At 50.5% G+C, this 25739-nt stretch carries 24 protein-coding genes; 19 read left to right on the top strand and 5 right to left on the bottom strand.

The genetic code is table 11. The annotated features are described in order from the left end of the window. Nucleotides 1-15: 15 nt before the first annotated feature. The 13 genes from KK083_RS11520 (at nucleotide 16) to KK083_RS11460 (ending at nucleotide 14664) form a co-directional block, all read left to right on the top strand. A complete protein-coding gene (locus KK083_RS11520; protein WP_254163378.1) occupies nucleotides 16-1092 on the top strand; it encodes a cytochrome c oxidase subunit II in 1077 nt (358 codons plus the stop codon). A gap of 20 nt (nucleotides 1093-1112) precedes the next feature. After that, complete coding sequence (locus KK083_RS11515; protein ID WP_254163377.1) at nucleotides 1113-2996, top strand: cytochrome c oxidase subunit I; 1884 nt, start codon at nucleotides 1113-1115, stop codon at nucleotides 2994-2996. Further along, on the top strand, nucleotides 2996-4018 hold the full coding sequence (locus KK083_RS11510) for a COX15/CtaA family protein (RefSeq protein ID WP_254163376.1): 1023 nt from the start codon (nucleotides 2996-2998) through the stop codon (nucleotides 4016-4018). The genes KK083_RS11515 and KK083_RS11510 overlap by 1 nt, the downstream gene beginning before the upstream one ends. A 2-nt stretch (nucleotides 4019-4020) precedes the next feature. Next, a complete protein-coding gene (cyoE, locus tag KK083_RS11505; RefSeq protein WP_254163375.1) occupies nucleotides 4021-4914 on the top strand; it encodes a heme o synthase in 894 nt (297 codons plus the stop codon). A 19-nt stretch (nucleotides 4915-4933) separates the two neighbouring features. Next, nucleotides 4934-5527 carry a cytochrome c oxidase subunit 3 gene (locus tag KK083_RS11500; protein ID WP_254163374.1) on the top strand — a complete coding sequence of 198 codons (594 nt, stop codon included), beginning with the start codon at nucleotides 4934-4936 and terminating at the stop codon, nucleotides 5525-5527. A gap of 13 nt (nucleotides 5528-5540) precedes the next feature. Continuing rightward, nucleotides 5541-6290, top strand: coding sequence for a cytochrome c oxidase subunit 3 (locus KK083_RS11495; protein ID WP_254163373.1), 750 nt, complete (start codon nucleotides 5541-5543; stop codon nucleotides 6288-6290). 21 nt (nucleotides 6291-6311) lie between these two features. Next, the gene (locus KK083_RS11490) at nucleotides 6312-6650 is read left to right on the top strand and encodes a cytochrome C oxidase subunit IV family protein (protein WP_254163372.1); all 339 of its coding nucleotides are present in this window, start codon (nucleotides 6312-6314) and stop codon (nucleotides 6648-6650) included. A gap of 69 nt (nucleotides 6651-6719) precedes the next feature. Further along, nucleotides 6720-7205, top strand: a complete 486-nt coding sequence (locus KK083_RS11485; RefSeq protein ID WP_254163371.1) for a hypothetical protein — start codon at nucleotides 6720-6722, stop codon at nucleotides 7203-7205. Nucleotide 7206: 1 nt separating this feature from the next. Further along, nucleotides 7207-7746, top strand: a complete 540-nt coding sequence (locus KK083_RS11480; RefSeq protein ID WP_254163370.1) for a DUF420 domain-containing protein — start codon at nucleotides 7207-7209, stop codon at nucleotides 7744-7746. Between the two features lie 84 nt (nucleotides 7747-7830). After that, nucleotides 7831-8088, top strand: a complete 258-nt coding sequence (locus KK083_RS11475) for a hypothetical protein (protein ID WP_254163369.1) — start codon at nucleotides 7831-7833, stop codon at nucleotides 8086-8088. Nucleotides 8089-8155: 67 nt separating this feature from the next. Further along, nucleotides 8156-8434: a DUF983 domain-containing protein gene (locus tag KK083_RS11470; protein WP_254163368.1), complete on the top strand. Its 279-nt coding sequence runs from the start codon at nucleotides 8156-8158 to the stop codon at nucleotides 8432-8434. Nucleotides 8435-8492: 58 nt separating this feature from the next. Beyond that, nucleotides 8493-12134: a sensor histidine kinase gene (locus KK083_RS11465; RefSeq protein ID WP_254163367.1), complete on the top strand. Its 3642-nt coding sequence runs from the start codon at nucleotides 8493-8495 to the stop codon at nucleotides 12132-12134. A 169-nt stretch (nucleotides 12135-12303) separates the two neighbouring features. Beyond that, a complete protein-coding gene (locus KK083_RS11460) occupies nucleotides 12304-14664 on the top strand; it encodes an ABC transporter permease (RefSeq protein ID WP_254163366.1) in 2361 nt (786 codons plus the stop codon). A 172-nt stretch (nucleotides 14665-14836) separates the two neighbouring features. Here KK083_RS11460 and KK083_RS11455 read toward each other — a convergent pair whose 3' ends face one another. Both KK083_RS11455 and KK083_RS11450 read right to left on the bottom strand, forming a co-directional pair. Then, a complete protein-coding gene (locus tag KK083_RS11455; protein ID WP_254163365.1) occupies nucleotides 14837-15586 on the bottom strand; it encodes an ABC transporter ATP-binding protein in 750 nt (249 codons plus the stop codon). Then, nucleotides 15583-16317: an MlaE family ABC transporter permease gene (locus KK083_RS11450; protein WP_254163426.1), complete on the bottom strand. Its 735-nt coding sequence runs from the start codon at nucleotides 16315-16317 to the stop codon at nucleotides 15583-15585. The genes KK083_RS11455 and KK083_RS11450 overlap by 4 nt, the downstream gene beginning before the upstream one ends. Nucleotides 16318-16384: 67 nt before the next feature. Between KK083_RS11450 and KK083_RS11445 the strand changes: the two genes are divergently transcribed. From KK083_RS11445 to KK083_RS11430, 4 genes are all read left to right on the top strand, one after another. After that, on the top strand, nucleotides 16385-17092 hold the full coding sequence (locus tag KK083_RS11445; protein WP_254163364.1) for an SDR family oxidoreductase: 708 nt from the start codon (nucleotides 16385-16387) through the stop codon (nucleotides 17090-17092). A gap of 123 nt (nucleotides 17093-17215) precedes the next feature. After that, a complete protein-coding gene (ispG, locus tag KK083_RS11440) occupies nucleotides 17216-19186 on the top strand; it encodes a (E)-4-hydroxy-3-methylbut-2-enyl-diphosphate synthase (RefSeq protein ID WP_254163363.1) in 1971 nt (656 codons plus the stop codon). Then, nucleotides 19186-19416 carry a DUF6728 family protein gene (locus tag KK083_RS11435; protein WP_254163362.1) on the top strand — a complete coding sequence of 77 codons (231 nt, stop codon included), beginning with the start codon at nucleotides 19186-19188 and terminating at the stop codon, nucleotides 19414-19416. The genes ispG and KK083_RS11435 overlap by 1 nt, the downstream gene beginning before the upstream one ends. A 280-nt stretch (nucleotides 19417-19696) precedes the next feature. Continuing rightward, on the top strand, nucleotides 19697-20665 hold the full coding sequence (locus KK083_RS11430; RefSeq protein WP_254163361.1) for a hypothetical protein: 969 nt from the start codon (nucleotides 19697-19699) through the stop codon (nucleotides 20663-20665). A gap of 21 nt (nucleotides 20666-20686) precedes the next feature. Here the strand turns inward: KK083_RS11430 and KK083_RS11425 are convergent, their stop codons facing one another. Beyond that, entirely contained in the window at nucleotides 20687-20959 is a 273-nt protein-coding gene (locus KK083_RS11425; RefSeq protein WP_254163360.1) for a four helix bundle protein, read from the bottom strand. 387 nt (nucleotides 20960-21346) lie between these two features. Here KK083_RS11425 and KK083_RS11420 point away from each other — a divergent pair, with 387 nt between their 5' ends. After that, nucleotides 21347-23221 (top strand): LVIVD repeat-containing protein, encoded by a 1875-nt coding sequence (locus tag KK083_RS11420; RefSeq protein WP_254163359.1) that lies wholly within the window; start codon nucleotides 21347-21349, stop codon nucleotides 23219-23221. After that, nucleotides 23221-23724, top strand: coding sequence for a T9SS type A sorting domain-containing protein (locus KK083_RS11415; RefSeq protein ID WP_254163358.1), 504 nt, complete (start codon nucleotides 23221-23223; stop codon nucleotides 23722-23724). Before KK083_RS11420 ends, KK083_RS11415 begins: the two co-directional genes overlap by 1 nt. 206 nt (nucleotides 23725-23930) lie before the next feature. Here the strand turns inward: KK083_RS11415 and KK083_RS11410 are convergent, their stop codons facing one another. Further along, nucleotides 23931-24629: an SOS response-associated peptidase gene (locus tag KK083_RS11410; RefSeq protein WP_254163357.1), complete on the bottom strand. Its 699-nt coding sequence runs from the start codon at nucleotides 24627-24629 to the stop codon at nucleotides 23931-23933. A 27-nt stretch (nucleotides 24630-24656) separates the two neighbouring features. Further along, nucleotides 24657-25601 carry a YheT family hydrolase gene (locus tag KK083_RS11405; protein WP_254163356.1) on the bottom strand — a complete coding sequence of 315 codons (945 nt, stop codon included), beginning with the start codon at nucleotides 25599-25601 and terminating at the stop codon, nucleotides 24657-24659. Nucleotides 25602-25739: the final 138 nt, after the last annotated feature.

Here is a 25739-nt window from a genome sequence, read left to right as displayed (position 1 = left end):
GGATAAAGTAATATTATGATGAGTTTGATTATTGGTTTAGGTGTAATTCTGGTTCTGATCATTCTTTATCTGATCTTCAGAGTCAGCAACCTTGTAACCATCGCCAAAGGCACGAAGACCGATGAAGAAAGGTCAGATTCTTCCAATAGCCTGAATGCCGCGTTGTTTATCATTTTCATGGTGGTTAGCCTCGGTGTATTTTTCTGGTACTCTTTCGAATATTTTGAAGACTATACGTTGCCGATCGCTTCTGTGCACGGCGCCTGGACAGACACACTTTTCTGGATCACCATGGGGGTAACGGTGGTAGCTTTCAGCATCATCAGCATCATCATGTTCGTGTTCATCTACCAGTACCGCTACAAAGAAGGCCGCAAGGCAAAGTTCTATCCTGATAACCATTACCTCGAGCTGGCCTGGACCATCATCCCTGCCATTGTATTGGCTGTATTGATCTTTACCGGTTTAAGAGCATGGAACGACATTACAGCGCCGGCTTCTGAACAAGCTGAGGTGATCGAGCTCGTAGCCCAGCAGTTTGCATGGACCGCCCGTTATCCCGGCGTAAAAGACAACAAGCTTGGTGGCTACAACTTCAGGCTGATCGATGCCGTCAACGAGTTCGGACTGGACCTCACTGACAAGAATACTTTCGACGATTTCAAATCGCTGGAGCTTCATATCCCCAAAGGAAAAGAAGTGCTGCTGCGCATCCGTGCCAAGGACGTGCTTCACAGCGTATACCTCCCTCACTTCAGGGTGAAGATGGACGCCGTTCCCGGCATGACAACACTGTTCAAGTTCACAGCAACCAAAACAACCCAGGAGATGCGTGATGAATTGGGTAACCCCAGCTTCAACTACGAGCTCGCCTGTGCAGAGATCTGCGGCCGCGGCCACTTTTCTATGAGAATGCCGGTGGTAGTGGATGAGCCTGAAGCTTACGAGCAGTGGAAGAAGGGTCAGGAAGCTTGGTTGAAGCAGAATCCTGACTACCTGAAGAAAGTGCCTGCAGCGCTTCAGGAAGCAGCAATGATCAAATCCGGAATGCAGAAAGACCCCGGTGCAACGGTAGCAGAGATAGGAAAATAAGATTAAAAGGAATTTAAGACATGGCAACAACAGATATTCACATCCAGCATGACGTTCACCATCACGACGACCACAGTCATGATGAACATCACGAAGGCAATTTCTGGACAACCTATATTTTCAGTCAGGATCACAAGACCATTGCCAAGCAATTCCTGATCACAGGTATCTTCTGGGCGCTGGTGGGCGGTACACTTTCCGTGATCTTCCGTCTGCAGCTCGGTTTCCCTGACATGAACCTGGAGTGGCTGAAACCCATTCTCGGTGGCTGGATCACGCCTGAAGGTAAACTCGATCCTGAGTTCTATCTCGCGCTGGTAACCATGCACGGTACCATCATGGTGTTCTTCGTGCTTACTGCCGGCCTGAGCGGAACATTCTCGAACTTCCTTATTCCGTTGCAGGTAGGTGCCCGCGATATGGCATCCGGTTTCCTCAACATGCTGTCATACTGGTTCTTCTTCCTGTCGAGCATGGTAATGCTGGTGTCGTTCTTCCTGGAGACCGGCCCTGCTGCCGGTGGCTGGACTGTTTATCCTCCGCTGAGCGCGCTTCCGCAGGCCATCAAAGGTTCCGGCATGGGTATGACCCTCTGGCTGGTATCCATGGCGTTGTTCATTGTAAGCTCGCTGCTGGGTAGCATCAACTACATCACTACGGTGATCAACATGAGAACCCATGGCATGTCTTTCACCAGGCTGCCGCTCACGATCTGGGCGTTCTTCTTTACCGCGATCATCGGTGTGCTGTCGTTCCCTGTGTTGTTCTCTGCAGCACTGCTGCTGATCTTCGACAGGAGCTTCGGTACAAGCTTCTATTTGTCTGATATCTTCATCGGGGGCGAGGCGCTTCCGCATACGGGTGGTAGCCCGATCCTGTTCCAGCACTTGTTCTGGTTCCTCGGTCACCCTGAAGTATACATCGTGTTGTTGCCGGCGCTGGGTATCTCTTCCGAGATCATTGCCACCAACTCACGCAAGCCTATCTTCGGATACAAGGCCATGATCGGCTCCATGCTGTTCATCGCTATCCTGTCGTTCATCGTGTGGGCTCACCACATGTTCGTGACAGGTATGAATCCGTTCCTCGGTTCAATCTTCATGCTGCTCACACTCATCATTGCGGTGCCTTCGGCGGTGAAGATCTTCAACTATGTAACGACACTCTGGAAAGGTAACATACGGTTTACGCCAGGCATGCTGTTCTCCATCGGTCTGGTATCATTCTTCCTTACCGGTGGTATTACAGGTATCTTCCTGGGTAACTCTGCGATCGACATTCAGCTGCACGACACTTACTTCGTGGTAGCTCACTTCCACCTTGTAATGGGTAGCGCGTCGTTCTTCGGTATGCTGGCCGGTATCTATCACTGGTTCCCGAAAATGTTCGGCCGTATGATGAATGCCAAGCTTGGCTACCTGCACTTCTGGTGTACGTTCATCGGTGTATACCTCGTGTTCTTCCCGATGCACTACATTGGTATCGCCGGATTCCCCAGAAGGTATTACTCATGGACCAACTTCGAGACCTTCAGTGGTTTCGCAGACCTGAACATGCTGGTGAGCATTGCCGCCATCGTAACCCTCAGCGCGCAGTTCATCTTCCTGTTCAACTTCTTCTACAGCATGTTCCGCGGTCGCCTGGCTCCGGCCAACCCCTGGAATGCAACAACACTTGAGTGGACTACACCGCGTAATCCTCAGCACGGTAACTGGCCGGGCGAAATTCCTTCTGTTTACCGTTGGCCTTACGATTACAGCAAGCCAGGGGCAAAAGATGATTTCATCCCTCAAACCATACCGTATTCAGAAACTCCGGAATCTAATCTGCCGCATGAGAATGAGCTGATCAAGCTGGAGACATCAAACGGACACGGAGCGATCATTGTTGAAGGAAAGCATTGATGAAAAAACGCAGGGCTTTTTATAAGCTCAGCCTTTCAACACTCGTAGCGGTTTATATTTTAATACTCGTTGGAGGCGTCGTTCGGAGCACGGGGTCAGGCATGGGTTGCCCTGATTGGCCCAGGTGTTTTGGGAACTGGGTGCCTCCAACGTCTGTTTCTGAGCTCCCCGAGAATTACAAGGCCTTTTACTCCAACTACCGCGAGAAGAAGAACCAGCGCTTCGCCAAATACCTTCGGGTGATGGGGCTGCGTGAGACGGCAGACAAGATCCTGCACGACAAATCGGTGCTGGAAGAGGCCGACTTCAATCCTACCAAAACCTGGATCGAATACATCAACCGTCTTGTGGGCGTGGTGATCGGGTTTATGATCTTTGCGCTGTTCATTGCCTCGCTCAAATTCTGGAATACCGAACGAAAGCTCACGCTTGTGGCACTGACTACCTTCGTGCTGGTAGGGTTTCAGGGATGGATCGGCTCGTTCGTGGTGTCCACCAACCTCACACCGTGGACGATCACGGTGCACATGTTCCTGGCCCTGGTCATCGTGGCGTTGCTGGTATACCTTGTTGATGAAAGCGATGAACGCAATACCGCCTTTTATACTCCGCTCGGTTTCTGGCTGCTGATCGTATGCATGGCCGCGCTGCTCGTGCAGGTGCTGCTGGGGACGCAGGTGCGTGAGGCGATCGATCGTGTGGCGGAGCTGGCAGCCCGTGCAGAATGGATCCAGGCGATCCAGGGCGAGTTCATCATCCACCGGTCGTTCTCATGGGTGGTGCTCCTGTTGCATGTCATCCTGATCGTGAATTTGCGCAAAACAACTGGTCTGAAAAGTTTTCCAATCGCGCTAATCGTGCTAATTTTGGGCACTATTTTAACTGGGGTGGGCATGGCGACTTTTGCCGTTCCTGCGTTTCTTCAGCCGCTGCATTTACTGCTGGCCACCGTCAGCTTCGGGATGCAGTTTCTGCTCCTGTTAAAGGTCAATAAAAGAGAAAAAACCGCATTGAGCACCTGACTATGATCGCCGGACCTATTCATACATCCTCTGGTTTTTCGTTTGCAGCGAAGGCGAAGGCATACTTTGAGCTGCTGAAGTTCAGGCTGTCGTTCCTGGTGTCGTTCTCGTGCGCGTTCGGATATGTGCTGGCATCGGCGGAGGTGAACTGGTTTGCGCTGGCCATGCTCTTCATTGGTGGCTTCCTGATCTCGGGTGCGTCAGCAGTGATCAACCAGATCCTGGAAAAGGACCTCGATAAGTTAATGTCGCGCACCATGGGACGTCCGTTGCCTACCGGGCGCATCAGTGTACAAGAGGCGATCGCTTTTTGCGTGGTGTGTGCAACGGCAGGTGTACTGATCCTGCTGGCTTATACCAATGTGCTGACCACAACACTCTCGGTGGTGTCGATGATCTTGTACGGCTTTGTGTATACGCCACTGAAAAGGGTGGGACCGATCGCTGTCTTCATCGGCGCATTTCCCGGTGCATTGCCACCCCTGCTGGGATGGACCGCCGCAACAGGAGTGATCTCACACGAGGCGCTGATCATTTTTGGTATCCAGTTCATCTGGCAGTTCCCGCACTTCTGGGCTATTGCCTGGGTGGCGGATGACGACTATAAAAAAGCAGGTTTTAAATTGCTGCCTTCCAGCGGACAGAAAGACCTGAACACGGCGATCCAGATCATGATCTATACCCTGTGCCTGATCCCGCTCGGCTTGTTGCCCGCCACCTTTGGCATCACGGGCATCAATTCTGCGATCATCGCTACGGTATGTGGTGTGATCTTTTTCGCGATGACATTTTCACTGATGAAATCGGGCGACAGGAAGTCGGCATTGAAGATCATGTTCGGTTCGTTCTTATATCTGCCGATCGTTCAGATCGCCTATTTGTTGGATAAAGTTTGATGGAGGAGAGATTGATTTTATGGCATCAGAATTCAAAATAGTAGAAGAAGCGAAGAAGCCGATGGCGATGCACCCGAAGAAGTTCGGTGTGTGGCTTTTTATGGTAAGCGTGGTCATGATATTCGGTGCGCTCACCAGTGCTTACATGGTACGCCAGGCAGAAGGCAACTGGCTCGACTTCGAGCTGCCAACGATGTTCTGGGTGACCACGGGCATCATCTTGCTGAGCAGTGCCACCATGCATTGGGCTTACCTGTCGGTGAAGAAAAACAATATTGAAACCGCCAGGGTGGCGATCAGCATCACGGCGGTGCTGGGTGTTGCATTCCTGGTAGGGCAGTGGATGGGATGGACGCAGCTGGTGGCCGCAGGTATCCACCTGGTGGGCCGTGATGCGAGCGCTGTATCCGGATCGTTCCTGTATGTGATCTCAGGATTGCACGGGTTGCACGTGGTGAGCGGAGTTATTTTTGTGCTGGTGGTGCTGGTGGCAATTTTCAGGTTTAAAATCCATTCCAAAAACCTTGCGCAGATGGAAATGTGCGCAACTTACTGGCATTTTTTGGACGGGCTTTGGTTATATTTGTTCGTCTTTCTACTATTGTACCGATAAATTGAAATAAACAATGGCAAGTACCTCAACTAGTGTTCAGGCTCCCGGAAGAAGTGTATGGGATGGCGGAGTGTCACCCATGGGCGCAAGCTATGGCAAGCTCATGATGTGGTTTTTCCTGCTTTCAGATGCATTTACTTTCTCTGCATTATTAATTACCTATGGTCTGGTGCGTTCAGCTCACCCCGGCTATGAAGGCGATATTGAATTGTTTCAATTCTCCCAGGCCTGGTGGCCGGTGCCTGAAAAGGTGTTTGAGGCGATACCCTTTTTCGAGGGTCTCAATGCCCCCCTGGTATTTGTCGGTTTAATGACCTTTATTCTCATTATGAGCTCCGTTACCATGGTGCTGGCTGTTGAGGCCGGTCACAGAATGGATCGCGCAGCGGTTGAAAAATGGATGCTCTGGACCATCCTCGGCGGACTTACCTTTTTGAGCTGCCAGGCCTGGGAGTGGAGCCACTTCATTCACGGCGCCCACCACGGACCTTCAGTAGCTGAGGGCACGAAGTATTTCGGCGCCAGCCTTTCCCAGAACCAGTACGGACCTCCGGATTTTGCAGCGTTCTTCTTCTTCATTACAGGATTCCACGGATTCCACGTATTCAGTGGTGTGTGTCTTAACTTCCTGATCTATTACAACACCGTGATGGGCGTTTATGACAGGCGCGGTCACTACGAAATGGTTGAAAAAGTAGGCCTCTACTGGCACTTTGTAGACCTCGTTTGGGTATTCGTATTCACTTTCTTTTACCTGGTTTAACGTTTATAAACTGAACTTATCATGGCTCATTCAGAAGAACATCATACACCCGTAACCGTAATACCTCCGGATAAAGAGAAGATCAAAAAGCTTTGGACAGTGGCGCTGATCCTGCTGATGATCACGGTACTTGAATTTATCGTTGCCTTCTCTGTACCGCACCAGTACGAGGCTACCCGGGTAACCATCTTCATCCTGATGACGATCGTTAAAGCGGCGTACATCGTGGGCGAATTCATGCACTTGCGTCATGAGGCCAAAGTGCTGATTTGGTCTATCCTGATCCCGATGGTGTTTGTCATCTGGATGCTGGTTGCCTTCGTATATGAAGGTATGGCCATCTTTAACCTCAGGTACTGATCATTGATTTGAGATACAATTTTGTGATGGAGGCTTGGGTTAACTACCTGAGCCTCTTTTTTTGATAGCATGGGTAAGAAAATAGTATTCCTTTTCCTGGCACTGCTGCTCCCGGTGTGCATCTTTTTGTTTTTGAAGATCTTCGGAAAGAACGAGTTCGATGTAGCGCCATTGCACGAGCAAGGTGTGCCTGACGCGCCTGCCCATTGCAACCTTACCTATCCGTCGCCCTATGTGCTGCCCGACTCTGTTATGAAGCTGATCGGCAGTGACGCGCCGCTCGTTATCCTGAATTTTTCAGGAGAAGAGACTGTTCTTCAACGGGTGTACGATGAAGTAAGTGAAAGCGAAGTGAAGACCGTGCAGCCACAAGCAATGGCCCTGCGCGAAGAAGACCTTTCGTTCCTGAAGCGTTGTGTGCTGCTGCTAAAAGATCCTTATGACGTTGTGCTGATCGACAACCAGAAACGCATCAGGGGTTATTACCAGGGGAGCAGCCGCGAGGAAATAGACCGGTTGCTGATCGAGTTAAGCATTATACTTAAAAAATACTGACATGGCAGAGCATATCAACCTCATCGAGAAAAAGGAACCTTACAAAAAGCTGATCGTTACACTTTCCATTGTTATTCCTGTTGTGGTAGCCATTCTCTTTGGCATGCCCAAGGTTGAAGGTTACGATTTTTCATTTCTGCCACCGATCTACGCCACCATCAATGGACTCACAGCCGTGATGCTCATCTCCGCTGTGATCGCGATCCGGAACGGTAAGAGACAGCTTCACGAAAGGCTGATGAAAACGGCTATCTTCCTTTCAGCTTCATTCCTGGTGATGTATGTGATCTATCACCTCACCAGCGAGTCAACTCCTTTTGGGGGGCAGGGCACCATCCGGTACGTCTACTTTTTCATCCTTATTACGCACATTTTATTGTCAATCGTTGTTATTCCTTTTGTGCTGTTCACGTTTGTGAGGGCCCTCAGCGGCAATTTTGAAAGGCACAGGAAGCTGGCCAGGATCACCTTTCCGCTGTGGCTGTATGTGGCCGTCACCGGTGTTGTGGTTTACCTGATGATCAGTCCCTACTACAGTTAGAAGTTAAAAGTTAAAAGTTTAAGGTTTAAAGTTTAAGGTTTAAAGTTTAAGGTTGCCGGATGTTGGATTTGAAATGATACAGATATGAAAAGGGTTTTGTTGTTTACGTTATGTTTTCTGTTGCTGGGCATCGGCAACACGTTTGCACAATGCGCCATGTGCCGTTCAACGCTCGAGAACAACTTCAGCAACGGTAACCCTGGTGTAGGCGCAGGCATCAACACCGGCATTCTTTACCTGCTTGTGATGCCTTACCTGGCAGTGATCATCCTTGGTTATTTTTGGCTTAAATCCAGCAGAAATGCCCAACAAGAGCTTAGCGGCCGCACTTCTTCAAGGTAAGTGCCCCCGGTGCCGCCAGGGCGACGTCTTTGCTTATCCCGCCACCAGGCTTTCAAAATTTACGGTCATGAACACCCAATGCGCACATTGCGAATTGAGGTTTGAACCGGAGCCCGGTTTTTACCAGGGCGCTATGTACGTGAGCTATGCCTTTACGGTAGCCTTTATTGTGATCATCGGTATACTTCTGTATGTGCTTGGCGATCCTTCCGAATGGGTTTACATAGGCGTGGTGATCGGCGTGATGGTTTTGCTTATTCCCCTCAATTACCGGTACTCGCGCCTGCTCTATCTCTATTTCATCGGTGGCATCAAATACGACCGGAAGCTGGCAACCCGTCGCTGAAGCTATGGCGGACGCGCCGTAAATTGCTAACTTTACTGGTCATCCTAATGTGACCTGGTTGAAGCGAAGAACAAAAATCTTAGGCGTTGTTTTTATCCTGTTGCTGGCAGGCGGTCTCCTGTCAGCGTATATCTCCTTTCAGCCTTATACACATGAATCGGTAGCGGAGCGCATTGGCGCCGAGGTTAAAAAAGAGCTCGCGCTCGCCTCCAACGAGCTCGACGAGGTTATTGCTGCTATCGACAGCCCGGCTACGATCTCACAACCGAGGCGTTATCCTTTTTTTGTCTACAGCCGTGATTCGTTGCTTTACTGGTCCGATAACCATTATGTGCCCACGCCACGCATCGTCTCGGATACCTTTCAGGTGAAGCTGCTCAAAACGGGCAATGGGGCGTTCCTGGCCATGAAGAAACAGGCGGGCCTTCGCCGTTATGTGGTGACGCTGATCACGCTGCAGCGCGATTATTTTATCAACAACGATTACCTCACCCCGGAATGGAACCGCCGCATCTTCCCGTCAGGAAGCATCAGCATCCTGGAGCCTGGCGCCGCTGCCGGAACCCCTGTCTGTGTGGACGGCAACTGCCTTTTCAGGATCAGCCTTCCATCAGGCAATTTCCCGGTATACAAGGCTTCGAACAATATGGCGCTGGTGCTGATCACGGCCTCGCTGCTGCTGTTCCTGTGGATCGTATATGATCTGGTGAAGTTGATCGACCGGAGGTTCGCAGAGCTGGGACTGCTGCTCCTGTTCGTATTCTTCCGCGTGGCCCGGGAAGTGATGACCCAGCTTGATTTTCCCAATGTGTTTATCCGCACAGACCTGTTCGATCCGCAGGTGTTCGCATCGTCGCCGCTGAACGCATCGCTCGGTGATCTTTTTCTCAACGTGATGGTGGTGCTGGCATTGTGCCTCTACATCTTCAAGAACTATTGCAGGTTTCGTTTTTTGAATTATCGTCATAACAGTGAATGGGCCTGGTTCATCATGATCCTCTCCGGCGCATGTGTCGTGTTCGCGGGGTTGTTTCCTTTCGTGGTGATCCAGACCCTTTACAACAACTCATCCATCGCCCTGGATATTTCACAATCGCTGCAGTTTGACAGCCTCCGGGTGATTGCCTTACTCGCCGTAGTGTTGTCAGGCATCAGCGCTTTCCTGTTCTCTCACGCGTTTATCCGGATCCTGGCCAGTGACAGGAACAGGACCCGTGCCCTCAGTGCCTTCGGTATTGCCGTGCTGATCTTTGTCATCGTCAATGAGATCACCGGCCAGATGTATGTGTCTTCACTGCTGGTGACAGTCTTTTATTTTCTGGTGGTCTACTTCCGGCGCCTGTACACAAGCCTGAAAAGGTTGAGCTACGCCACCTTCGCCTATCTTTTTATCGGCATCTTCTGTCTTTCTGCCAACGGTGCTTATGGCCTGCAGCATTTCAGCGAAAAGGAGAAAATAGATAACCAGTTCCGTTTTGCCAATAACTTCCTCATCGACCGTGATATTTTCGGAGAGCACCTGCTGTATTTGTCGTCGCTGAAGATCGCCAACGATGCCTTCACCCAGGCGCGTATAACCACCCCGTTCCTCGGCAAGGAAGCCATTGGTCAGAAGATCAGGCAGTATTTTTTGCCCAGCTATTTCGATAAGTATGACGTTGACATTATGATCTTCAATACGGTGGGTGAACCCGTTGGCGGTGAGCTGGCCCCTTCATTCTCTGAAGTGGTGAGCCGGTACGACCAGGACGCATCACGAACGGAGTATGAAGGTATCCGTTTTGTCAGCAACCCTGAATCGGATATCACACAGAAGTACCTGATGATCGTGCCCATCCACCGGCAGGGAGTCATTTCGGGTTACGTGGTGGTTGAGCTTTCGCTGAAGAAGATCATTCCTGAAAATGTTTACCCCGAGCTGCTGGTGGATTACCGCTTTCAGCAGTTCTACCGCACCCAGGATCTCAGCTACGCCGTATTTGCCAGCAAGAAGATTCTTTTTACCTCCGGTGAGTTCAACTACGAGAAGTTCTTCAATAAATCGTGGATCGGTAATACAAGATTGTACACCGAAGGGATCTCAGCCGGGGGCTATGATCACATTGCACAGGAAGATCAGAACGGTCGTATTGCCGTGGTCACATCCCGCAAGGCATCCTTTCCTTACAAGCTTTCCAATTTTTCGTTCCTGTTTGTGCTGGGCCTGCTCGTGATCCTGTTCATGATCGTCACCCAGGGCATTTACAATTATTTCAAGGGAAGGCGCCTGTTCTTTTCAGCGAAGATCCAGCTTTACCTGAACCTTGCCTTTTTTATTCCACTGATCATTGTGAGTGTTTCAACGCTGAGCCTTACCAGCCGGTCATCGCAGCAGCAGCTTGACAATGAGTACCTCAGCAAATCGCGGATCTTCGGGCAGGAGATCACCACTGCCTTGCACGATTATTATTACCAGGACGGCGATAATCCCGTTTCGTTCAACAACCGGCTTGCAGACCTGGCCGATCTCTCTAACCTCGACGCCAACGTTTATAGTGCCGATGGAACGCTGATCGCCACAAGCCAGCCCCTCATCTTCGAGAACCACCTTATATCCACCTACATCAACTCCAGCGCGTTGAACAAGATCAGGAGCGGCGAGACCACCTTCATCGAATCGGAGCAGGTGGGAAGCCTCCGGTATTTCATCGCTTATGCGGCGTTGAAATCGCCACAAACGGGCAGGCTACTGGGCATCCTGGGGATTCCGTTCTTTCAGTCGGCATACCTGCTGGAGAAAGTGCAGATCGTGATCCTCACCAACATCCTCAACATCTTTGCTTTCATTTTTATAGCGCTGCTCGTGCTTTCGTATTTCGTTTCGGAGTGGCTTACTTTTCCGCTCCGGTTCATCACGCAGTCGCTGCGGCGCACGTCGCTCACCAAAACCAACAATCCGCTTACCTGGAATGCCAGCGATGAGATCGGGCTCATGGTGAAGGAATACAATACCATGCTCTACAAGCTGAGCGAAAGTAAAAGTGAGCTGGAGCAAACCCAACGTGAGAAGGCCTGGCGTGAGATCGCGCAGCAGGTAGCCCATGAGATCAAAAACCCACTCACGCCCATGAAGCTGATGCTGCAGCAGCTCGAACGATCGTTGCAGTCAGGCAATGGCTCCGCAGAGAAAAGTCAGAAGGCCATTACTTCGCTGCTCTCACAGGTAGATACACTCAACGAGATCGCCTCATCTTTCAGCGGTTTTGCCAAAATGCCCGAGCTGGTGGTGAGGCCATTGGAGCTGGTGTCGGCTGTGAAACGTACGGTTGACCTGCACAGTCCTTCGGGAGAGATTCTCTTCAAAAGCGCGGTAAAAGAAGTGCAGGTAATGGGCGATGAGCAGCTGTTGAGCCGCACCTTCTCGAACCTGATCCTGAACGGCCTTCAGTCGGGCAACCCGGGGCAGGCCGTGCGCATCCAGGTGGCTATCGAGCGGGTTAATAACAACATCAGGATCGAATTCAATGACAATGGTAAGGGCATCGACCCGAAGATCGCCGACCTGGTTTTTCTGCCCCATTTCAGCACCAAAAAGTCGGGCTCCGGCCTGGGGCTCGCCATCGCCCGGCAGGGCATAGAGCAAATGCACGGCAGGATCTGGTTCGAAAGTACACCCGGTAAAGGGACCTCGTTCTTTATCGAGCTACCGATTATCGCGTAGTAGAGTGTCCCTGCAGATCCCGCTGATTTACGCGGATTTTTTGTTTCTCGTTATCTGCGCTCATCTGCGAAATCTGCGGGAACTGCATTGTAACCTTCTTCATCTTTCCCGGTACCCTTCATGCAACCCTTCGGTGGCTTGCCTGTCCTTCAACTAAAATTTTTGCCCTATGCTGAGAAATTACCTGGTTGTTGCCTTCCGCAACATATTCCGTAACAAGTTGTTCTCCACGCTCAACATCCTGGGATTGGCTTTCGGGATCTGCAGCGCGCTACTGATCTTTTTATGGGTCAACGATGAGCTGCAGTATAATAAGTTCCATACCAACATCGACCGCCTGTACAGGGTGATGGAAAATCAGCGGTACAGTGATGGCAGGCTTTACACCTTTGCCGCTACGCCGGGACCGATGGCGCCTTATATAAAAGAAAAATTCCCGGAGATCGAGCTGGCTACACGGTTCACATGGTCGGTGAACCATCTTTTTCAGAACGGCGATAAGGGCTTTTATGAGCCAGGTCATTTTGCCGATCAGGACTTCATTGAAATGTTCACTTTTCCGTTGCTCCAGGGCGATCAGAAAACGGCATTGAAAGAGAAGAACTCGATCGTGATCAGCCGGAAGATGGCGGAAAAATATTTTGGGTCAGAAGATGCCATGGGTAAGATGCTGACGATGGACACCAAAGATGTATTTACTGTCACCGGTGTGTTACAAGATATACCCAAGAGTTCGTCGATCCAGTTCGAGTATTTATTGCCTTTCCAGTATTTTTTTGACCAGAATAAAAATTGGCTCGAGCAGTGGGATAATAATAACATCCGCACTTTTCTCCTGCTTCGGGAGAACACAGACGTGACGGCGTTCAACAAAAAGCTCGAGGACGAGATCAAGAACCACGCTGAAAGTACCAATGTGAAGTTATTCACGCAGGCTTTCGGTGACTCTTACCTGTACGGCGATTTTGAGAATGGCCAGCAATCCGGAGGACGGATAGAATATGTGAGAATCTTCTTTGTCGTGGCTGTATTTGTGCTCATCATTGCCTGCATCAATTTTATGAACCTTGCCACCGCCCAGGCCACCAAACGCGCCCGGGAAGTGGGGCTTAGAAAAGTGATCGGCGCCGTACCCCGGCAGCTCTTCAAACAATTTATGGGCGAATCTTTTGTGACCGTAGGCATCGCGGCACTCATTGCTGTGGTTGCCACGCTGCTGCTGATACCGGTATTCAACGAGATCACGGGCAAGGCATTGGGGTTGAACCTGCTCGATGCCCGCATCCTGGTCACCTTTATCGCCATCGTTGCCTTCACGGCATTTGTTGCGGGCAGCTATCCGGCGTTTTTTATTTCGGAGTTCAAACCTGTGCAGGTATTGAAAGGACAGCTGAAGAGCGGCTCGCGGGCGGCAGCCTTCCGAAAAGGATTAGTAGTGCTGCAGTTCTCGCTCTCCATCATCCTCATCATCAGCACAGCGGTGGTGTTCAGGCAAATGAGCTACATGCAGAACCGTGACATTGGCTTCGACCGCGAGAATATGTTTTACGTGTGGATGGAAAGCGATATCAGCAGGAATTTTGAAACGTTCCACAACCGGCTTGCCGACGCAGAAGGCATCGAGTCTGTCACAGCCTCGGGACAACTCCCCATCGGCATCGGCAACTCTACTTCGGGTTTCAACTGGGAGGGCAAGAACAAGGATGAACGGATCCTTTTCACAATTCTCAATGTGGATTACGATTTTATCCAGTCGATGAAAATGGAGATGGTAGACGGCCGGGCGTTCGACCGGAAGCTGGCCACCGATACAATCAATTATATCGTGAATGAAAAAGCTGCGGAGAAGTTCGGATTCAAGAATGGTGTTGTCGGGCAAGACCTCGCCTACGGGGAAAATAAAGGAAAGATCATTGGCATTGTCAAAGACTTCAACTTCGGCTCACTGCATAACCCCATAGAGCCGCTGATCATGTACATTCAACCCAGGAACTTCGAATGCCTGCTGGTGAGAACCAAGGTAGGAGAGACGGAAAATGCGCTGCATTCAGTAGAGAAACTGCACAAGGAATACGCACCCGGTTATCCGTTCAGATACACCTTCCTGAACCAGGACTGGGAGAATTTTTACAAAGCTGAGTCGCAACGTGGCAAGGTGTTCAATACGCTGGCCGTGCTGTCGATCTTCATTTCGTGTTTGGGACTGTTTGGGCTATCGGCGTTCTCTGCGGAAAGAAGGACCAAAGAGCTCGGCATCCGCAAGGTGCTCGGTGCGTCTGTGCCGGGTCTTGTGCAACTGATGAACAGGGAGTTCGCCACGCTGGTGATCATCTCCGCCGGCATAGGTTGTCCCGCAGGCTGGTATCTGATGACGAAATGGCTCGAAGGTTACGCCTATCACGTCGATGTAGGCATGATCACGCTCCTGGTAGCCGCCGCCATATGCCTGTTGATCGCCGTGGTCACAGTGTCGTATCATTCATTAAGAGTAGCGATGACCGATCCGGTGAAGAGCTTGAGGTATGAATAGAAAAGAAGTCAGGAGCCAGCAGTCAGGAGTCAGAAGGGCATCGTATGGGAAATCAGTGTAAGTGCTGACAGGAGAGGCAACACAGCCGTCAGGCATCGAAGCCAGAATAGCGGATCAAACACCACACTCTTCTGACTCCTGGCTTCTGACTTCTGGCTCCTGGTAAGAACACCTACTTCGTTCGAAGACTCCGCATCACTTTATTCGCAAACACAAAGTCATCAAGCTCCTTCACGCCCGAATGAGTGATGGTGTCCTTCGTTCCTTCCCAAAGCTTCTGGCCTTTGTAGATGAAGAGGATCCGTTCGCCGATACCCATTACGGAGTTCATGTCGTGGGTTACAACGATGGTGGTCATTTTGAATTCTTCTGAAAGATCGTCGATGAGCTCATCGATGAGGATAGAGGTCTGGGGGTCGAGGCCGGAGTTAGGTTCATCGCAGAACAGGTAGTTGGGATTGTTCACAATAGCCCGGGCAATGCCCACCCGTTTTTTCATACCACCGCTGAGCTCCGAAGGCATCTTTTTGTTGGCGTTCTCCAGGCCCACGCGCTTCAGGCAGAAGTTCACGCGGTCCATCTTTTCTTCATACGACATCGGGGTGAGGATGTCGAGGGGGAAGCGCACATTCTGCTCTACATTTTTGGAGTCGAACAGCGCGCCGCCCTGGAAGAGCATGCCGATCTCGCGCCTGATCTCGATCTTGGTGTCGCGGTCGCCTTCCGAAAAATTGCGCTTGTCATAGAAGATGTGGCCGTCATCGGGTTTCACCAGGCCCACGATACATTTGAGCAACACACTTTTACCCGTGCCGCTGGCGCCGATGATGAGGTTGGGTTTCCCTTTTTCGAATACACCGCTGACATCTTTCAGGATGGTTCTATCGCCGAAGGATTTTGAGATATGCTGTACTTCGATCATTGGCCGAGCAGGAGTTGAGCGAGTAAATAATCTGATACTAGTACAGCGATCACGCTGTTGGTCACGGCCTGTGTGCTGGAAATACCTACTTCCAGTGCGCCGCCTTGTGTATAATATCCTTTGTAAGACGAGATGGATGCCACGAGAAATGCAAACACTACTGATTTGATCAGCGCAAAGGTGATGGTGAATTCATTGAAGGAGTACCGGATACCGTAGACATAATCTCCCGGCGAGATAATGCTTGTTACAAGTCCCACCACATAGCCGCCGCCCAGCGCGCACACGCCGGCAATGATCACCAGCATCGGGTACATGAGCATGGATGCAATTATCTTCGGCAGCACCAGGTAGGAGATGGAGTTGATGCCCATTACTTCCAGCGCATCGATCTGTTCGGTGATGCGCATGGTGCCAAGACCACCGGCCATGCTTGAGCCAACCTTTCCCGCATAGATCACAGCAATGATGGTAGGTGCCAGCTCCAGCACCGTGGTCTCGCGTACCACCTGAGAGATCACGTAGTCGGGGATCAGGGGACTCACCATGTTAAAGGCCGTCTGCACCGTGGTCACCGCGCCCATAAAGGTAGAGACCAGCGCCACCAGGAAAAGCGACCCGATGCCGATGCTGATGGATTCTTCCAGAACAAGCTTGTAGTAGGTTTTAAAAGACTCCCGGTTCGTAAAGAGATGTCCGATAAAAATGAAGTATTTGCCAATCTCCTGTATCATGCTGCAATAAAATCCCTGCAAGTATTATCTTGCTTTAAAGATACTTGAAAATAATACACCAGCAATGCGCAAGCTCATTGTCGTTACCGGGGGATCAAAAGGCATAGGACGGGCTATTCTTGAAAAATTTTCACAACAGGGCTTCGACGTTGTCACCTGCTCCCGCAACGAGCCGGAGCTCAACGACCTAAAAGATAACTTCCGTTCCGCGTATCCCGGCATCGGCGTGTTTACGTTCAGGGCCGATATGGCAGAGAAGTCGCAGGTGAGGGCTTTTACAGATTTTGTGCTCGGACTCGGGCGCCCTGTTGATGTGCTGGTGAACAATGCCGGCCATTTTATTCCCGGTGAGCTCTCCACCGAACCCGATGGCACGCTCGAGCGCATGATCAACGCCAACCTCTACAGCGCATACCACGCCACACGCGGTCTGGTGCATGCCATGCGCGAGAGAAAAGCGGGCCATATTTTTAATATCTGCTCCATCGCCAGCATCAAGGCGTATCCTAATGGAGGCGCGTATGCCATCTCAAAGTTCGCCATGCTGGGGTTCTCCAAATGCCTTCGCGAAGAACTGAAACCTTTCAACATCCGCGTTACAGCCGTAATGCCGGGCGCCACCCAAACCAGGAGCTGGGAAGGGGCCAACCTGCCGGACGAACGATTCATGAAGATCGAAGATATCGCAGAAACCGTCTATGCTGCCTATTCCCTGTCAGAAAGAAGTGTGGTGGAGGAGATCATTCTGAGGCCGCAATTAGGAGATATTTAGTGGACAAAGTACGTTTAAAGTACGAGGTACGAGATACGAAGTACGAAAAGCACCGCAAATCGTACCTCGTACCTCGTACTTCGTACCTTGTATTTCGTTAATTTTGCACTAAACCGAGAGCGTGTGAATTCCCCGATCGAGTCCGTCAAGCAATATTGTAATAGCCTGGTCCAGTATAGCCGCCGAAAGACCATAGAAGTAAAGATCGGTGATCTGCCGATGGGGGGAGAGAACCCTATCCGGATCCAGTCGATGACCACGGTAGACACCATGGATACCCATGGCTCAGTGGAGCAGACGATCCGCATGGTGGATGCCGGCTGCGAATACGTGCGCATTACGGCGCCCAGCGTCAAAGAAGCACAAAACCTGGAAGCGATCAAGAAAGAGCTCCGCATGAGGGGCTATACCGTTCCACTGATCGCTGATATCCACTTTACACCCAACGCCGCCGAGCTGGCTGCCCGGATCGTTGAAAAGGTGAGGATCAACCCCGGAAACTACGCCGATAAAAAACGCTTTGAAGAGATCGAGTACACCGACGCCTCGTATGAAGCCGAGCTTGACAGGATCCGCCAGAAGTTCACGCCGCTGGTGAAGATCTGCAAGGAGTACGGAACCGCCATGCGTATCGGCACCAACCACGGCTCGCTCTCAGACAGGATCATGAGCCGCTACGGAGACACGCCCCTGGGCATGGTAGAGTCAGCGCTCGAGTTCCTGCGCATCTGTGAAGACCTCCAGTATTATGATATCGTTCTTTCCATGAAGTCGAGCAACCCGCAGGTGATGGTGCAAGCCTACCGCCTGCTGGTGCAGAAGCTTGACGAGGAAGGATTCAAACCTTATCCGTTGCACCTGGGCGTGACGGAGGCGGGCGACGGTGAAGACGGCAGGATCAAATCTTCCGTGGGCATCGGCACGCTACTGGAAGATGGTCTCGGCGATACCATCAGGGTGTCACTGACGGAAGAGCCTGAAGCAGAGGTGCCTGTAGCCAAAACCCTGGCCGATCGCTACACTACCCGGAGCGGTCATGCTGCTATTCCCGAGATCACACAGTATCCCATCGATCCGTTTGCGTATGCCAGGAGGGTTACCCACGAAGTGATGAACTTCGGCCATCACCAGGTGCCCAGGGTCATTGCCGATTTTTCAGCGCGCGAAAAGATCACGCCCGCGTCGTTCTTCGGTGTGGGTTATCATTATTCCGTTCCGCTCGACAAGTGGAACATCTCCGACCTGGCATGCGATTATGTTTTCCTCGGCGATCAGACGATCGATTTTGCGATCCCCGGAACCCTCGGACTGATTTATAATCACAAAACGTGGCTCGCGCAGAAACACCAGGACCGCGCTTACCCCTTCATCAGGTCTGAAGCCTACCTCGATGCTGCCACGGAATTGTCGCCGCGTCTTAATTTTGTTTATGCCTGTCTGAAAGATATCACCTCGCCGCTGGTAGCGAAGCTGAACAACGATGCCACGGCAGTGCTGCTGATCGATACCTACAACGCGCACGGCATGGCGGAGCAGCGGAAGCTGTTCGTAGAGCTTCTGACCCAGGGATGCAGGGTGCCTGTGGTGATCGGGCGTGCCTATGAGAACCTGACCCCTGAGAAGCTTCAGCTTTATGCGGCAACCGACATCGGAGGTTTGCTGATAGACGGATTGGGCGATGGCGTCTTCATCGCGGCCACCAACTGCGGAGGCGACAAGATGGTGAACGAGACCGCGTTCAATATCCTTCAGGCCACGCGAACCCGGATCTCGAAGACCGAATACATTTCATGTCCTTCATGCGGGCGTACGTTGTTCGATCTGCAGGAGACTACGGCGAAAATAAGGTCGCGCACATTCCACCTCAAAGGTGTGAAGATCGGCATCATGGGATGTATTGTGAACGGACCGGGAGAGATGGCCGATGCAGACTATGGCTATGTAGGGTCAGGTCCCGGCAGGATCACCCTGTACCGCGGAAAAGAGGTTGTAAAAAGAAACGTTCCCACGGCAAAAGCTGTTGATGAATTGATAGAGCTGATCCGCGAAGACGGAAACTGGCTCGAGATACCGGAAGTTAATCACGCAGGATAATGGCTGAAGACAACAATACGATCCACGGCACACGGCCGCACGGGGAAAAGAAGGGGAGCTGGTTCAGGAATTTTTTCCGGCTCGGAGAAGTAGGAGGGTATTTTTTCAGGGGCAAAGACCCTTCAAGGCCTACCAACATCAATATCAAAATGATGCACGGGATCAATAAGATCTCGATCATTATCTTCCTGCTGGGGGTGTTGTTCATTATTCTGAAGAGACTCCTTTGAGGGTTGCCGGTTACCGGTGCCAGTTACCGGTTTCGTTCGGTGCTGAAACGCCCATTGAGCCATGCATCTGGACATGGAACGATCATGTGATAGTGCACCCACCCTAACTGGCAACCGGTAACAGGCAACTGGCAACGATTCCAGTACTTTTTCATAATCTCCGCTCACTAAATCCCCCCTCCGAGCGTTAGAAAAATGAGTACATTTCCATGCGTCTACCTGGCTTTTCTGCGCTGTTTTATGGGTTTATTTCCTTATTTTTGCTTGAATTACCCCGTTCATGACCAGGGCTTTTAGCGTCTTTTTTGGCTTGATGTGCCTTTTGTTGGGTTCCTGCACCCAGCGGATGGTTTGCCCTGCTTACCAAAGTGCCTTTATTTACGATAAGGATGAGCTCAGGAAGAAGTTCAGCTACTTCCAGGAGGATTCAACCCCCAAGATCTATACAGCCAGCAAGAACAAATATCTCATTGCAGAACCGGTCTCGTATCAGCGCAAGGTCCGCAGTCTGCGCACCGTGCAGATGAAGCCGGTACCGGTGCATGTGCCGGATTCGCTGTCAGGAAAAGGTAAGGGCGCAGATTCGGTTTCCATGGCCGATTTTGAACGTGCCGCCAAGTCGATCAGAGACACCACCATGATCGTAGACGTGCCCCAGGCCCCGGCAGATTCGGTTTCCGAGCCCCTCGACAGCATTTACGTGATCACCAAAGACCGTGAAGTAAGGCTGTTGAAGTACAATACCCCGGATAGCCTCCTGTACGATTCCGTGCTGAACAAATGGGTGCCGCAGATCCCTAAATACTATATCGCCGACGTGCGTTACAACGTTACCCAGGACAACTACATGTGGTACCTGCGGGATGCGCTCATACTACCGGATGTGCGGATCGCGAAAATGCAGCAGGCCGGTGGAGGTGCAGAAGAAGGAGAGGAGAAGGCAGCGGGTAAAGAAAAACGCAAGGGTCTGGGCCTGAAAGGACTGTTCAAAAAGAAGCCTAAAGAGGCCGTGGATTCAACAGCCACACAAACACCTGCGGAAGACGAATTTGATTTCATAGAAGAAGCCGACACCGTTTCACAGGCAGAAGTGCCCCAGCCCGGCCAGGAGGAGAAAAAACCTTCACGCAGGGAGAAGAAGCCCAAAGTGAAGAAGGTGAAGAAACCGAAGAAGGATAAGAAGCAACCCGAGCAGCCTGAGGTCACACCGGAAGAGAAGAAAAAAGAGGATGACGACGACGGGTTTTGAGGGGTAAGTGGTAATCGGTGATCAGTGATCGGTATTCGGTGCTTGATTATTATTCAGTGGTGCATTATTGCAAAAAGATGCAGATTTATTGATCATTGAATTCAGCATCCTTCCTAGAGACGAACATTGCTGTAATAGGCCATCTGCAAGTTCCTTGGATGTATAGGAACAATCCAGTGCAGTTTCAATCCAATGTTGCGTTTCCAATTGTTCTCCATCGGCGTCTGTTAACTTACTTATGAAGTGCTTTTCATACTTCCGTTTTCCCCAGGCGTGAGCAATTTGAGTATCCAATTGAGCGTGATGAGCTACTTTCCTGCTCTTTAAACGAATACATTTCTTCTTTAGGAAGCTTTTTCGAATGCTTCAAAATATCCATAACTAAATGGCCTTAAGAGATAGTACACCCTATTATCGAAGGTTGACTTTTCTTGAAAATTGTACAAAAACAATTCAATCATGGACGTTGGTGGCAATCGGGGTGTTGTCTAACAGATGATACAAACCTTGCTTTTTTAAGAACCCGAATGCCTAAGTATATGCATAGCATTAGCCACGTAGTCACTTGCGATACAAACTGTAGCAGTAACCACCTCGTTGTGTTAAAGAACACTCGAAAGATTTTAATTGAGGGCTAACTTCTGGTATTATAATTCGTTTAAAAACTTAAAACAAAACCCTATGAAAAATAAGCATGCTTTCGCTACCGGGCTGGCTACTTTTTGCCTAGTCGTTGCTGTAACTGCGCAAGTAGTAAATCCCACTCATGTAACTAATGTTACTGATCATGGGCTTGGTTCGGCGCAGCTGGGTTATCCCACTTCGGTTGTTGTGGATGGTATTTACGCCTACGTTGTGAGCGCAACCAGTAATTCTTTCCAGATTTTCGACGTCAGCAATCCCAACACGCCCTCTCCGTTGGGTTTCCTTATCAATGGTGGTGCCACGAAATTGGATTATCCAACATCTGTTTTTGTTTCGGGCAGCTACGCTTACGTGACCAGCTTGAACAGCGACGCCCTGGAAATTATTAACATTAGTAATCCCAGTGCTCCTGTGCACACTGGTTTTATTGTCAACGGAGGAAGTGCGGCGCTAGCCGATGCTGCTTCTGTTTTCGTTTCCGGTAACTATGCTTACGTAGCTAGTCTCAATGCTTTGGAAATCGTGAATGTGTCAAATCCCGCTGCTCCAATTCATCAGGGTAAAATCTTGCATGGCAGTGGAGGTGCTATATTTGGAACCACATCGGGCGTTTCTGTATTGGGTAACTATGCTTACGTTACTAGCAGCAGCGGCAATGCGGTCGAGATCGTCAATATTACAAACCCCTCCAATCCAACGCACGCCGGGAAAATACTCAATGGCACAGGCGGGGCCAGCATCAGTTCCCCTAATGGCATTCATATCACGGGTGGGTACGCCTATGTAGCCAATTTAGGTTCCATAGAAATTCTGAATGTTAGTTCACCCGGAGCGCCTACTCATGCTGGGAAACTGATCAACGGTTCAGGCGGCGCCTTGCTTAGTAGCCCAAAATCGATTTATACGTCTGGAGGATACGCCTATGTTGTCAATAGTGGCGGCAATTCTTTGGAGATCGTGAATGTTTCGACACCGGCTGCTCCCGTACATCATGCCAGCCTCACGAATTGCACTGGTGGGGCATTACTTGCAACACCGTCGTCTATTTTTGTTGCTGGTGGCAATGCTTACGTCGCAAGCAGTAGCAGTGCCGCACTTGAGATCATAAACGTATCAAGCCCGTCTGTTCCTGTCCACAGAAGTGCTGTAAGAGATGGAATGGGAGGGACATTATTAATCAATCCTCAGTCTGTTTTTGTATCCGGGAATTATGCTTATGTCACTGCCTATAGTAGCAGCGCTTTGCAGATAATTGATATAACAAATCCATCTGTGCCGGTGGCAAAAGGTGCTCTCGCCCATTCAAACACGTGCAATGCCAAACTATGGGGCGCAGCCTCCGTTCATGTAGTGGGGAATTATGCTTATGTAGCCAGTCGCAATAGCGATGCATTGGAGATCGTGGATGTTAGCAACCCGGTAGCTCCGTCCCATGCTGGGAGCCTCACGCATCTGTCTGGCGGTGCATTACTGGATGACGCTTATGCTGTTTATGTCTCAGGTAGTCATGCTTACGTTGCCAGCAAGCTGAGTAATGCCCTTGAAATCATCGATGTAACTAATTCTAGTGCTCCTTTTCATAAAGGAAGTATCACCAATGGGAGCGGCGGTGCCGCGATAAGCTCCCCCAATGGTGTTTTTGTGTCAGGAAACTATGCATATATAGCCAGTTACGGCAGTGATGCACTGGAAATAGTAAACGTCACCAACCCCTCTAGTCCTGTGCATGCAGGCAAGTTGACTGTTTCGCGGCCGATGTCTGTATATGTTGTCGGGAGCTACGCTTATGTAGCGAGTTGGGATGGTGCTCTGAAAATTGTAGATGTAACCAATCCCACCGTGCCCGTTCTGGTAGGATCTATCTTTGATGGTGGGGGGGGGCCAACCTGTATGGAGCCATCTCTGTTGTAGTGAGGGGGAACTACGCCTTCGTCGCCAGTAATTTGGGCGATGCCGTGGAGGTTATCGACATATCGAATTCTTCCGCACCTACACATAAGGGAACCCTTGTTCACGGGACATCCGGAGCATTGCTGGATGGCGCACAGGGTATTGCTGTTGCCGGTGATTACATTTATACAGTCTCGGCAGCCAATCATGCCCTGGAGATCTCAAATTTTCCTGAATCAACCCTGTTTGCAGCAAGCACATCCAATCGCACAGCGAGGCAATTCGAAGTGTTCCCAAATCCCACTGTGGACAACCTTACTATTTTACTACCATCTGTCCCGCAGATAATCGAAGTTCAGGTAGTCGATGCAATGGGTACTCTAAACATTTCTAAAAAAATATACAATAACGAGCCTTCAGTTAATCTAAACGTTGGGCATTTACGAGCAGGTATCTACATTGTTAGAATTATTGGAGCTGCCAACGAAGAAGTTGTGTCGAGGAGAATCCGGATCGAAAGATAATTTTACTTGCCCTCCATCTTTTGTTCAACATTCAACCGTCCCGAAAGCAAGGTATAGCATGCTTTTGGGACGGTCTGGTTTATGAACCTTCAGATAAATCAATGATATTCAGTAGTGAAACCAATAAATTGGGTCCATTTTAGTGGAATAAGTTTTTGCGATGGCCTAATGCCGATTAACCTACCGATCACCAATTACCGACTATCCTAATCAAATAAAGTAAGGTTCCCATGCTGGTCCGAGGGTGGTGTGGGAATGATCAGGGAGGGAACATCTGATCGCACATCGCTGATGCCCGGAGATACCGGGTAATGATTCATGGCCGCAGCGGGGTAGGTCGTGAGCAGTCCCAGCAACGTTTCTTCATTGCTTCCATTGTCAAGCCATACTTTTTCAGATTGCCGTGTCAGTATCACCGGCATCCTTTCCTGTACCTGGCTCACTAGGTCATTGGCAACCTGGGTGATCATGGTAAACGTGCGGATCTGGTTGCCATCCGTGTCTTCAAACTCTTCCCAAAGCCCTGCAATCGAAAAGGGATCTCTTGTGTTCAAAACGAACCTGTAAGGGATCGCCGTTTTTTTGCCTACTTTTTTCCAGCCATAGAAACCATCGGCGGGAATGATGCACCGGTTCTTTTTCAAAGCTTTCAGCAGCGAGGGTTTTTCGGCGAAGCTCTCCGCCCGGGTGTTAATGATCTTTTCACTCACCACCTTGTTCTTCGACCACTCGGGAGAGGTGCCCCAGTAGAAAGATGAAATACCTTTGGCGCCGGAGGCGGTGATCACAGGAAGCAACCTGGTGGGGGCAGCATTGTAATGTGCCTTGTAGAGATCGAGGAAGTCCACAGAGAATCGCTCCCTGATCACATCGGCAGAGGTGGTGATGCTGTACCGGTCGATCATAGCCGGGTGTTAACGTTGATAAAAAGATTATTGGCCATCGATAAAAGACAACGCGCGCTGTTCAGACCAATATAGTCCATTTTTGTTGAATTGCGCGAAGCCTACATGCCCGCCGCGTAAAAGAATTTCGAGCTGCACATGGCGATGGTCTTTCAGCTGTGCATCCGGAAAGCACTCGGGGCTGAGGAACGGATCGTTCAGCGTGTTGATGATGAGCGTGGGAATATCGATGTTGTTTACAAAATGGATCGAGCTGCATCGCGTATAATAATCGATGGCGTTGCTGAACCCATGCAGTGGTGCCGTGTAGCGGTCGTCGAACTGCTGGAGTGTTTTTATCCGGTCTATACCCGAAACATCCAGGCCGGGCATGCGGGCAGCCTTGGTCTGTACTTTCTTCTTCAGGCTTCTCAGGAAACGGTTGGCATAGATCCAGTTGGACGGACGAGATATCTTCTCACAGCTGGTTTGCAGGTCCATTGGCACAGAGATCGCCACAGCCTTCCGGACCTCCGGTCGTGGTGTTTTTTCTCCCAGATACTTGAGCGTGATATTGCCGCCCAGGCTGAAGCCGATGAGGTAGAGCGCTTTGTATTTTTTCTGGTCGATGGCATAGTCGGTCACAACGTTCAGATCATCCGTTGCGCCGCTGTGATAAAATCTGAGCTGCCGGTTCATCTCTTCGCTGCAGCCACGATAGTTCCAGGCCAGCACATCGTAGCCCTTGCTGAAGAAGACCCTGGCCATTCCCTTGATGTAGGCGCGGGTGGTATTGCCTTCAAGACCATGCGAGATGATCACCAGTTTGTCCGATCCTTGCGTGAGCCAGTCGAGGTCGAGGAAGTCATCATCCGGTGTAGTGATGCGTTCGCGCGTGTAGGGCTGCAGTGAGACCCTCCTGAGCAACGCCGGGTAGATGGTTTCTAGATGGGGCGAGAAGAGAAAGCGGGGAGGCGTGTAGCTGCGAGTCATGGGTTACTAGCTGCAATAATTGGAATCGGTATGGGGTAATCGGTAATCGGTTTGAGAGCTGAAGCGTTTTGTGCAAAATTAACGATTTTACGGTCAGTTATTGCTGGCGAACGGCTGCCCACGGGTTTGAGTAATCGG

The sequence above is a fragment of the Chryseosolibacter histidinae genome, assembly GCF_018598225.1.
GTDB classification, from domain to species: domain Bacteria; phylum Bacteroidota; class Bacteroidia; order Cytophagales; family Cyclobacteriaceae; genus Chryseosolibacter; species Chryseosolibacter histidini.
Note: the sequence above shows the minus strand (reverse complement) of the source record. Positions and strands in the feature narration are given on the sequence as shown.